Raw genomic sequence first — 10,423 nt, forward strand, 5'->3', positions numbered from 1 at the left:
CGTAAACTTTTTTATCAGGTGTTAATATTTCTAATTTCATATTTTTTAGAATCGAGATGTTAGAATCGAGATTTGAGATTTGAGATTTTCTATTCTCTCATATCTATCGTCTCATATCTCACATCTATTGTCTCATATCTCCCTTAAGAGTTTGATTCAGCTAATAGTTTCTTACCTTTTTCAATCGCATCTTCGATGGTACCAACAAGGTTAAATGCAGCTTCAGGATATTCATCCACTTCTCCATCCATAATCATGTTGAAACCTTTGATAGTGTCTTTAATATCTACTAATACTCCTTTTAATCCGGTAAACTGTTCTGCAACGAAGAATGGTTGTGATAGGAAACGCTGAACACGACGAGCACGTCCAACAACTAATTTATCTTCTTCAGAAAGTTCGTCCATACCTAGGATGGCGATGATATCTTGTAATTCTTTATAACGTTGTAAAATTTCTTTCACTCTTTGTGCAGTACCATAGTGCTCATCGCCCAAAGTAGCTGCATTTAGGATACGTGAAGTTGAATCTAAAGGATCCACTGCAGGGTAAATACCAAGCTCAGCAATTTTACGAGATAATACTGTAGTAGCATCAAGGTGGGCAAATGTTGTTGCTGGTGCCGGGTCAGTTAAATCATCCGCAGGAACATAAACTGCTTGTACTGATGTAATCGAGCCTCTTTTTGTGGAGGTAATTCTTTCTTGCATCAATCCCATTTCGGTAGCCAATGTTGGTTGGTAACCTACTGCAGAAGGCATACGACCAAGAAGAGCTGAAACTTCAGAACCTGCTTGAGTAAAACGGAAGATGTTATCAACGAAGAAAAGGATATCTTTTCCTTGTCCTTCACCATCTCCATCACGGAAATATTCAGCAACAGTTAATCCTGAAAGAGCAACACGTGCACGTGCACCAGGAGGCTCATTCATTTGTCCGAAAACCAATGTTGCTTTTGAATCTTTTAAAGCTTCTTTATCAACAGATGCTAAATCCCATCCGCCTTCTTCCATAGAGTGCTTAAATGCATCTCCATAGTTAATTACTCCTGATTCGATAAATTCACGTAAAAGGTCATTCCCTTCACGAGTACGCTCACCAACCCCAGCAAATACTGATAAACCTGAGTATGCTTTTGCGATATTATTTACCAATTCCATGATTAGTACTGTTTTTCCTACACCAGCACCACCGAATAATCCAATTTTACCACCTTTTGCATAAGGCTCAAGTAGGTCGATTACTTTAATTCCAGTGAAAAGCACTTCAGTTTCAGTACTTAACTCATCAAATTTAGGAGGTGTATTGTGAATAGGATAACCATCAGAGGTATCCATAGTATCAATACCATCGATTGCTTGACCAACAACGTTGAACAAACGACCTTTGATTTTGTCGCCAACTGGCATTTTTATTGGTGCTCCGGTATCAAGCACACTCATTCCACGTACAAGTCCGTCTGTTGAGTCCATCGCGATTGCGCGAACACGGTCTTCTCCAAGATGCTGCTGAACTTCAAGAATAATCTTTTGTCCATTATCTTTTACAATCTCTAATGCATCATAGATTTTAGGCAAATGTGCATTTTCTGTGAAGCTTACGTCGACTACAGGTCCGATGATCTGTGCAATTTTTCCGGAGTTTGGCATATAAATTTTTAAAACTTTATTAAATCAACAATTTGACCCTTTTTTAGAGCCGATTTTTGATTTGCAAAAATACTCTTTATCCCCGTAAATCAAATACTTAATGAAAGTTTTTTAATCAACATTTTTTATTCCTTTTTCAAATCTGGCAAAAATGCTATTTTGAGTCGCATTGAAGCTCTTTTTTTCTTGATTAAATGATGTAAATGGCTAATTTTTAAATACATTTCTTAAAATTTAGACAAACAGAACAAAAAGATGATTTTATTATGTTCATTCCTGCTCAAAAATTAGATTCTTAAAAAAAAATCTGTTTTATTTGAAAGATGAAAAGAATAATGGTTACTGGGAGTAATGGATTACTCGGTCAAAAAATTACGGATCTTTCTTTGATTGATTCTGAAATTGAGCTTATTGCCACTTCAGTGGGACTCAATAGGCACCCAGTAAAATCTGGATATACTTATGAAGAGCTTGATGTTTTAGATGCTATTCGTTTAGATGAATTGGTTTCAAAATATCATCCGAATGCAATAATTCATACAGCGGCAATGACTAATGTTGATGCATGTGAGCTTGACCATGAGAAATGCTATGCGCTTAATGTAAGATCTGTTGAAAACCTGATTAAAGTTTCTCAAAACACAGATATTAAATTAATACACTTATCAACTGATTTTATTTTTGATGGGGAGGATGGTCCCTATGCGGAGGATGCAGAACCAAATCCACTAAGTTATTATGGCCAAACCAAGCTTGAATCTGAAATAATATTACAAAAATCTTCCTGTAATTGGGCTATTTTGCGAACCATTATTGTGTATGGCATTGTCAATGATATGAGCCGCACAAACATAGTTTTATGGGCTAAGGCTGCATTAGAAAAGGGAGAGCCGATTAATGTGGTTAATGATCAATGGCGTATGCCAACTTTAGCTGAAGATCTGGCACAATGTTGTCTGCTTGCAGTTAAAAACGATGCTAAGGGAGTTTTCAATGCTTCTGGAAAGGATTTGATGAGTATTTTGGAAATTGTGGAGCGTGTAGCTGATTATTATGGCCTAGATAAATCTTTAATCAATCCTATTTCTGCTGAAAGCTTAAATCAAGCAGCTAAAAGACCTAAGAAAACGGGTTTTATTTTAGATAAAACGATAAAAGAATTGGGATATCAACCTCATTCTTTTGAAGAGGGTATCGCTTTTATGGAAAAACAAATTAATGCAATAAAAAATAGCTAAAGGCCCTTTAAGGCAATCGCTTTGCTACTAAATGCTAGCTAAAAATGCCTAAAAAATCACTAAAAATGTTAACTTTGTAAAAAAATAAATCTTATGGCAAATCTAAAAGGACAACAAGCGTCTGATTTTACCTTATACAGTTCCGAATTAAAGGAAATTTCCTTGGCAGATTATGCAGGAAAGAAAGTAGTAATTCATTTCTTTCCAATGGCTTTTACCGGAGTTTGTACCACTCAGTTATGTACCATGCGTGATACTTTTGGTTATTACGATGAATTAGGTGCTGAAATTATCGCAATTTCTGTCGATTCTCCATTTACCCTAGCTAAATTTAAGGAAGAGAATAATTATCAATTCCCATTGCTTTCTGATTTCAATAAAGAAGTATCGCAAGCTTATGGTGCATTTTATGATGAGTTTGTATTTAATTTAAAAGGAGTTTCTAAAAGAGCGGCCTTTGTTTTAGATGAAAATCATAAAATTGTTTACGCAGAAGTTTTGGAATCGGCGGGAGATCTTCCCGATTTCAATGCAATTCGTGAAGCAGTAAACTAAAAGTAAGGTCTTTTAGCCCTGATTTTTAAGGGATTACGAGTATTTTCAAAAAAACTATGTTTGTATGAAAAGAAAGCATATTTTTGCAGTCCGTTAAAAATGCACCTGTAGCTTAATTGGATAGAGCACCTGACTACGGATCAGGAGGTTAGGGGTTCGACTCCCTTCAGGTGCACATTGTAAAAGCCTTTTCGACTTTAACGGAAAGGCTTTTAATATGCATTAAACCATCCTGTCATCACAAATTTGACCCAACAGGATTAATTAGATATCAAATGCTGAACTTAGTACTGTTTGGCCCTCCGGGAGCTGGTAAAGGAACACAATCCGAAAAGTTGATAAATAAGTACAAACTTATCCATTTATCAACCGGCGATATACTTAGATCTGAAATTTCTATGGGTACTGATCTAGGTCTTGAAGCTAAGAAGCTTATGGATCAGGGTTTGTTGGTTCCAGATGAAGTGGTAATTGGTATGATTAGCAATAAATTGGACTCTCATAAAGAGGCTAATGGTTTCATTTTCGATGGTTTTCCACGTACCGTTGCTCAAGCAGAAGCTTTAGATAAATTATTGCAATCTAAAAATTCATTAATTGCAGGAATGATTGCTCTTGTTGTAAATGATGAGGAATTAGAAAAGCGTCTTCTTAATAGAGGTAAAAATTCTGGTCGCCCAGATGATGCAAATCCTGAAGTTATACGCAAGCGAATTGTAGAATATAATTCTAAAACAGCCCCAGTAGCCAATTATTACAAAGATCAAAATAAGTTCACTAGTATTAATGGCATAGGTACAGTTGATGAGATTTTCAATTCAATTTGTGCTGTTATTGATTCTTTTTAATTAAGAAAAATCTTAATTTCATCCCCTTGAGATCATAAAGATTCCTACACGGATTTTGTTCTCTGTAAAAATAAATTATGTCTCAGAGCTCAAATTTTGTTGATTATGTTAAAATCTGCTGCCGTTCAGGTCATGGCGGAGCTGGATCATCGCATCTTCATCGTGATATTTTAACTTCAAAAGGTGGCCCCGATGGTGGCGATGGCGGTAGAGGTGGGCACATCATAGTTAGAGGGAATAGTCAACTTTGGACTTTATTACATCTTAAATACCGAAAACATATTATTGCGGAAAATGGTTTTCCTGGGTCTAGCGGACAAAAATCTGGCAGGACTGGCATTGATGAGATATTAGAAGTGCCATTAGGAACTATTGCCAGAAATGCCGAAACCGGGGAAATACTTTTTGAGATCACTGCTGACGGCGAGACTAAAATATTAACTGCTGGTGGTCGTGGGGGACTAGGGAATTGGCATTTTAAGACCTCAACCAAGCAAACTCCTCGTTATTCGCAACCTGGAGAGCCTGGAAAAGAGCAATGGATGGTATTAGAATTAAAGATTCTTGCTGATGTAGGTCTAGTAGGTTTCCCTAATGCAGGAAAATCAACGCTACTTTCTGTTGTTTCTGCGGCTAAGCCTGAAATTGCTGATTATGCTTTTACCACTTTAGTTCCTAATTTGGGTATCGTTTCATACCGTGATAATCGATCATTTGTGATGGCCGATATTCCTGGAATTATTGAGGGAGCTTCAAAGGGAAAAGGCTTAGGCATTCGCTTTTTAAGGCATATTGAACGCAATTCGGTGCTATTATTCTTGGTGCCTGCCGATACCAATCGTACAATTTCTCAGGAATATGATATTTTACTCAATGAATTGGAGCAGTATAATCCTGAATTGATGCAAAAGCCTCGTATTTTGGCTATTAGTAAGTCGGATATGCTTGATGATGAACTCATGAACGAAATGAAACAAGAATTGCCGGCTGTACCAAGCATATTCATTTCTTCTGTCGCACAAAAAGGTCTTGTAGAGCTTAAAGACATGCTTTGGAAGGCTATTAATGAGCATATTGTTAGTTCAGAGGTCTAATTTATTAAGCTAATTTTTCTTGATTTTTATTTAGTCTCGTCTACTCTAATAGATAAATTTCCAAATTGTTCGTGGCTGTAATTTTAATTCTAGCTCATCAAATTTCAGGCACTTTATTATTATTTATTAAATTAATTGCGGAATGACACTCTTTTTAGACTCATTTTTCATTCAATTGAATAACTTTGAACATTATAGAGTTTGTATATGAAAATAGCTATTAATGGTTTCGGACGTATTGGGAGAGTTACACTTAGGGCTCTGCTCAATAAGTCGGGCATTGAGGTAATTGCCATAAACGACCTTTCAGATACCAAAACTCTTGCTCATTTATTCAAATACGATTCTGTTCATGGTGCTTTTTCTGGTACTGTGGAGTCAACAGAAACACATTTGCTGCTGAATGGGAAGCAAGTACGGGTTTTCGCTGAAAAAGATCCATCTACTTTGCCTTGGCGTGATTTAGGGATTGATTTGGTGATAGAATCTACAGGTAAGTTTACTACGCTTGAAAAGGCAAGTTTGCATTTAAAAGCGGGGGCAAAGCAAGTTCTAATTTCGGCACCATCTCCAGATAGAGATGTGGCTACAGTAGTTCTGGGAGTTAATGATCATCTTGTTGATTTACTTTCTCCGGTGATTTCTAATGCATCATGTACAACCAATAATGTTGCACCTATGGTTAAGGTGCTTGATGATAATTGGGGTATTGTTGACGGTTATATTACTACGGTTCATTCAATGACTGGGGATCAGAATCTACATGATTCGCCTCATAAAGACCTTCGACGTGCTAGAGCTGCCTCTGCGTCAATAATTCCTACAACAACTGGCGCAGCAAAAGCAATTACTACAATTTTTCCTCATTTGGAAGGTAAATTAGGAGGGGCGGGGATACGTGTTCCGGTACTAAACGGATCATTAACTGATTTTACCTGTACCTTAAAAAAGCGTCCAAGTACTGAGGATATAAATCAGGCATTTAAATTAGCATCCGAAAATTATTTAAAGGGTATTTTAGAGTTTACAAGCGAACCGATAGTTTCTGTTGATGTTATCGATAATCCACATTCTTGTGTTTTTGATTCACAGCTTAGCTCTGTTGTTGGTGAGTTAGTAAAAGTGGTAGGGTGGTATGATAATGAATCAGGTTATTCTAATCGTCTTGCTGATTTAATAGTAAAAATTGCAGCTCTTAGAAATTGATTTTCAATCATGATTAAATTTATCAGCTCAGAAGATACGCTTGCCCTTAGAAGTCCCATTTTGCGTAATGGAGCAGATCCTCAATTATGTGTTTTTGATGGAGATAATGATGAGTTTTCCTTTCATTTAGGTTATTTTATAGGGGATGAGCTAGTTTGTGTTGCAAGCTTTCATCAGCAAGGAAGAGATGCTTTTTCTGGCTTGGGATATCAATTAAGGGGAATGGCTACTCAATTATCTTATCAAGGGAGGGGGATTGGTAATCAATTGGTGAATTTTGCAATTGTTTATCTTCGTGGGCAGAAAGCTAATTATTTATGGTGTAATGCACGAAAGGCAGCTTTCCGATTTTATTCTGGCTTAGGTTTTGAGTTTATTTCAGAAGAATTTGACATCCCCAATATTGGTCCGCATAAAGCGATGTACCTTAAGATACAATAAAAAAAGCGATTTTTCGCATTAATTTGATAAAAATGAATACAATAGATTTTTTAAATTTTTCAGGCAAGAAGGCCTTGATTAGGGTAGACTTTAATGTGCCTTTGGATGAGCAGTTCAATATTACAGATGATAATCGTATGGTTGGCGCTGTTCCAACGATTGAAAAAATATTGAAAGATGGAGGTTCAGTGATATTGATGTCTCATCTTGGCCGACCAAAAGATGGCCCGGATGACAAATACTCTTTACGTCATATTGTGAAACACCTTGCCATTTTATTGAATCGCGACGTTCATTTTGCCTCAGATTGCATTGGAGAAGAAGCGCAAGCAAAGGCAAAAGACTTAAAATCAGGTGAAGTTTTATTACTTGAAAACCTTCGTTTTTATAAAGAAGAAGAGAAGGGTGATGAGGCTTTCGCCGAGAAACTAGCTCAATTGGGCGATGTTTACGTGAATGATGCATTTGGTACGGCGCATCGTGCTCATGCATCCACTGCAATCATTGCGAAATTTTTCTCAAATGCCAAATACTTTGGGTATTTAATGGCTGGTGAATTAGCCAATGCTGAAAAAATTCTAAATCATGCTGAAAGACCTTTTACTGCGATAATGGGTGGAGCCAAAGTTTCTGATAAAATTTTGTTAATCGAGAAATTATTAGACAAGGTAGATAATTTAATTATTGGTGGAGGCATGGCCTATACATTTGCTAAAGCACAGGGTGGGCAAATTGGTACTTCTATTTGTGAAGATGATAAAATGACGCTTGCATTGGAGCTTATGGATAAGGCAAAAAAGAAAAATGTAAAGCTCATTTTACCGATTGATACGGTAATTGCTGATGCATTCTCACCAGAGGCAAATACTTCGGAAGTGAAATCTGGTAATATCCCGAATGATTGGATGGGATTAGATATTGGTCCGGAATCAGCCAAGCTTTTCAGCGAGGTAATTAAAAACTCAAAAACTGTACTTTGGAACGGCCCAATGGGTGTTTTTGAAATGTCTAAATTTGAAATTGGGACAAAAGCTGTAGCGGTAGCGGTAGTTGAAGCGACAAAGAATGGAGCATTTTCTTTAATTGGAGGAGGCGATTCGGCAGCAGCGGTTTCAAAATTCGGTTTCGAAGATCAAGTAAGTTATGTTTCTACAGGAGGTGGTGCTTTACTCGAGTATATGGAAGGTAAAGAGCTTCCAGGAGTGAAGGCTATTGCTGGATAAATTGTCTGTTTAACCGTATAAAAAAAGCTGCAAAAATCATTTTTGCAGCTTTTTTTATTATTTTTTGATTGATTCTTAAATCAAGGCTTTTTCTTTTGTTCCAATAAGTCCTCTACACGATTTCTTTCTGTTTGCAGTTCTCTGCCTAATTTCTTTTCACGTTCAGTGGCTTTAATGCGTTGTTCACGAAGTTCTTCAAAAAGTTGATCATATAGTCCGATGCGGTAATTCGCTTCTTTTACTGCAACACGAGTCCGAGTAAGCGCAAAAACCAAGGCTATAGCTAAAATTATTAAACCAAGCCAAAGGTAAATGGAGACTGGATTATTGCCACTAATACTTCTAACTTCAGATTTTACCTCCTCCAAACTATCTATTTTAGCCTGCATAGAATTGATTATTTCATCATTATGTATAGGAGAAGACTTGCTTTGCTGGATAAGCCGTTTTTGATACTGTAAAGTATCGTTTATGTTTTTCCAAAACTCTTCAATTTTTGCTTTCTTGATATTTTTATAAACCTTGTATGAACCAGAGCGGACAACCACTTGAACGTATTGTTCGGCGAGAGTACCACTAAGAGAGGGAGTCTTATTAATAGTCGTTGTGTCAACTATAGCCTCTTGTGCACTGGCATTAAAACAAAAACAGAAGACAAGAAATAGATTTACTAAGGGGGTAAATTTCTTATTCATGATAATTTTTTATACAAATAAATGATTTATAATGATTTAAATATAATTTTTTTATTCAAAAATTAAATATTTATGCCATTAAATTATAATATTGCTTTAAAAAGATCGTTAAAAAACATTTTTTTTCTTTTGTGACTACTCGTCTTATCGTTTAGAATGATAAAACCTTGATTATAATAAATGAGGCTTTAACGAATAAATGGACTGTAATATTTACTCCGGTTGATAGATTTTGTGTGAAATAAAGAACTAGATCCATTTTAAAAAACCAGAAGCTGGAACAGGTCTCTAATTTGAAAGATAATGATGAATGTTTTTCGAATATTAATTAAACGACTTATCAATTACATTCAATAAATTTTCGTCTGGATCATTAAAATATTCCCAGAAAAAGATACCTGCAAGTTTATTTTTTTTAATGTATTTAGTTTTTAGTTTGATGGAGCGTTCATCGTCATAGGTAATAAATATTTTTGTTGCAGGGTTAAAGAGGTAGGGTGCTTTTGCATGTCTATCCCAATGGCTTTTATAACCATTTTTATTGATGAACTCATTTTTAAGCTTTGCAAAACCTCCGCCTTGGCCCACAACAGCTTTAGATTGAGGTACTTGTGGTTGATTGAATCCGTTTTGATTTTTTGTTTCAGCTTCTCTACTTTTTCCATAAAATGCTCCACCTATGCCTATTTTATGAGCAGGAACACCCGCTGCCATGAAGTGTAATACCGACTGATGTACAGAGCTTCCACCTTCCAATCCTTTAGATGGGAAAAGGTTGGTATGATGATTTACGTTTTTACCTCCATAATCATAAGTCATGATTAAGATATAGTCTAATATTTCTGCTACTTGGGCCATTTCAGTATTATTAACGAAAGATTTTGAACCTCCTACTGCTGTAGTCAGTAAATATTTCCTACCTTTTTCAGCTTCAAGTTTATTTAATTCTGCACGAATTTCTTTAAACATTAAGGTAAAGTTCTGTTTATCTTCAGGACGGTAGACATTACCTTCTTCCCCTTTCATAGCAGGATATTCCCAATCGATATCTACGCCATCTAGATGGAACTGTTTTATAATATCAACGCTGCTTTTTGCAAATAATTTTCTAGAGCTTGGTGTTAGAGCTGCATCCGAAAAATTTTCACTCCAAGACCATCCACCAATTGAAATCAAAATTTTGAGATCTGGATTTATTTTTTTGAGTTCATTTAATTTGCGAAAGTTTGTAGAATCTGTTTTTAAATTCGTTAAAAAAGCAGTACTATCTTTTACATTTACAAAAGCATAGTTTATGTGAGTTAGTTTCTTTGCATCTATTTCTTCTACATTCACTAATCCGCGGTAGCCACCTACATACCCGTTTACAATAAATTTACTTTTATTTTGTGCTGATGAATTAGTTTGAAAGCTAATAAAAAGAAGGAAGGTTAAGCAGCCACTAATTATTGAAAAATGCATTTTCATGTTTCGT

The 10,423-nt window shown here is 35.9% G+C and carries 10 protein-coding genes and 1 tRNA gene; 8 read left to right on the forward strand and 3 right to left on the reverse strand.

Annotated features, from left to right (window positions below):
• Positions 1-143: 143 nt before the first annotated feature.
• Complete coding sequence (gene atpD / locus ACIQ0D_RS08930) at positions 144-1,649, reverse strand: F0F1 ATP synthase subunit beta (RefSeq protein ID WP_291399867.1); 1,506 nt, start codon at positions 1,647-1,649, stop codon at positions 144-146.
• A 323-nt stretch (positions 1,650-1,972) separates the two neighbouring features.
• Here atpD and ACIQ0D_RS08935 point away from each other — a divergent pair, with 323 nt between their 5' ends.
• The 8 genes from ACIQ0D_RS08935 to ACIQ0D_RS08970 all read left to right on the forward strand — a co-directional run bounded on the left by ACIQ0D_RS08935 (position 1,973) and on the right by ACIQ0D_RS08970 (position 8,254).
• Complete coding sequence (locus tag ACIQ0D_RS08935) at positions 1,973-2,887, forward strand: SDR family oxidoreductase (RefSeq protein ID WP_395804810.1); 915 nt, start codon at positions 1,973-1,975, stop codon at positions 2,885-2,887.
• A 93-nt stretch (positions 2,888-2,980) separates the two neighbouring features.
• Positions 2,981-3,442, forward strand: a complete 462-nt coding sequence (locus ACIQ0D_RS08940; protein ID WP_395804812.1) for a redoxin domain-containing protein — start codon at positions 2,981-2,983, stop codon at positions 3,440-3,442.
• A 101-nt stretch (positions 3,443-3,543) separates the two neighbouring features.
• Positions 3,544-3,617 (forward strand) — tRNA-Arg (locus ACIQ0D_RS08945).
• Between the two features lie 100 nt (positions 3,618-3,717).
• Positions 3,718-4,290, forward strand: a complete 573-nt coding sequence (locus ACIQ0D_RS08950) for an adenylate kinase (RefSeq protein WP_395804814.1) — start codon at positions 3,718-3,720, stop codon at positions 4,288-4,290.
• Positions 4,291-4,367: 77 nt separating this feature from the next.
• Complete coding sequence (gene obgE / locus ACIQ0D_RS08955) at positions 4,368-5,384, forward strand: GTPase ObgE (protein WP_395804816.1); 1,017 nt, start codon at positions 4,368-4,370, stop codon at positions 5,382-5,384.
• A 207-nt stretch (positions 5,385-5,591) separates the two neighbouring features.
• Positions 5,592-6,590, forward strand: coding sequence for a type I glyceraldehyde-3-phosphate dehydrogenase (gene gap, locus ACIQ0D_RS08960; RefSeq protein WP_395804818.1), 999 nt, complete (start codon positions 5,592-5,594; stop codon positions 6,588-6,590).
• Between the two features lie 9 nt (positions 6,591-6,599).
• Positions 6,600-7,031, forward strand: coding sequence for a GNAT family N-acetyltransferase (locus tag ACIQ0D_RS08965; protein WP_395804820.1), 432 nt, complete (start codon positions 6,600-6,602; stop codon positions 7,029-7,031).
• Between the two features lie 32 nt (positions 7,032-7,063).
• Complete coding sequence (locus tag ACIQ0D_RS08970; protein ID WP_395804822.1) at positions 7,064-8,254, forward strand: phosphoglycerate kinase; 1,191 nt, start codon at positions 7,064-7,066, stop codon at positions 8,252-8,254.
• A gap of 80 nt (positions 8,255-8,334) precedes the next feature.
• Here ACIQ0D_RS08970 and ACIQ0D_RS08975 read toward each other — a convergent pair whose 3' ends face one another.
• Positions 8,335-8,949: a hypothetical protein gene (locus ACIQ0D_RS08975; RefSeq protein WP_395804824.1), complete on the reverse strand. Its 615-nt coding sequence runs from the start codon at positions 8,947-8,949 to the stop codon at positions 8,335-8,337.
• A 324-nt stretch (positions 8,950-9,273) separates the two neighbouring features.
• On the reverse strand, positions 9,274-10,423 hold a 1,150-nt coding region (locus tag ACIQ0D_RS08980; RefSeq protein ID WP_395804826.1), incomplete at its 5' end, for a glycoside hydrolase family 18 protein.

The organism is Daejeonella sp., assembly GCF_044342615.1.
Lineage (GTDB): Bacteria > Bacteroidota > Bacteroidia > Sphingobacteriales > Sphingobacteriaceae > Daejeonella.

Coding starts and splice junctions, on each gene's coding strand:
- atpD (WP_291399867.1), bottom strand. CDS start 1,649: ATGCCAAACTCCGGAAAAATTGCACAGATCATCGGACCTGTAGTCGAC.
- ACIQ0D_RS08940 (WP_395804812.1), top strand. CDS start 2,981: ATGGCAAATCTAAAAGGACAACAAGCGTCTGATTTTACCTTATACAGT.
- obgE (WP_395804816.1), top strand. CDS start 4,368: ATGTCTCAGAGCTCAAATTTTGTTGATTATGTTAAAATCTGCTGCCGT.
- ACIQ0D_RS08935 (WP_395804810.1), top strand. CDS start 1,973: ATGAAAAGAATAATGGTTACTGGGAGTAATGGATTACTCGGTCAAAAA.
- ACIQ0D_RS08950 (WP_395804814.1), top strand. CDS start 3,718: ATGCTGAACTTAGTACTGTTTGGCCCTCCGGGAGCTGGTAAAGGAACA.
- gap (WP_395804818.1), top strand. CDS start 5,592: ATGAAAATAGCTATTAATGGTTTCGGACGTATTGGGAGAGTTACACTT.
- ACIQ0D_RS08965 (WP_395804820.1), top strand. CDS start 6,600: ATGATTAAATTTATCAGCTCAGAAGATACGCTTGCCCTTAGAAGTCCC.
- ACIQ0D_RS08970 (WP_395804822.1), top strand. CDS start 7,064: ATGAATACAATAGATTTTTTAAATTTTTCAGGCAAGAAGGCCTTGATT.
- ACIQ0D_RS08975 (WP_395804824.1), bottom strand. CDS start 8,949: ATGAATAAGAAATTTACCCCCTTAGTAAATCTATTTCTTGTCTTCTGT.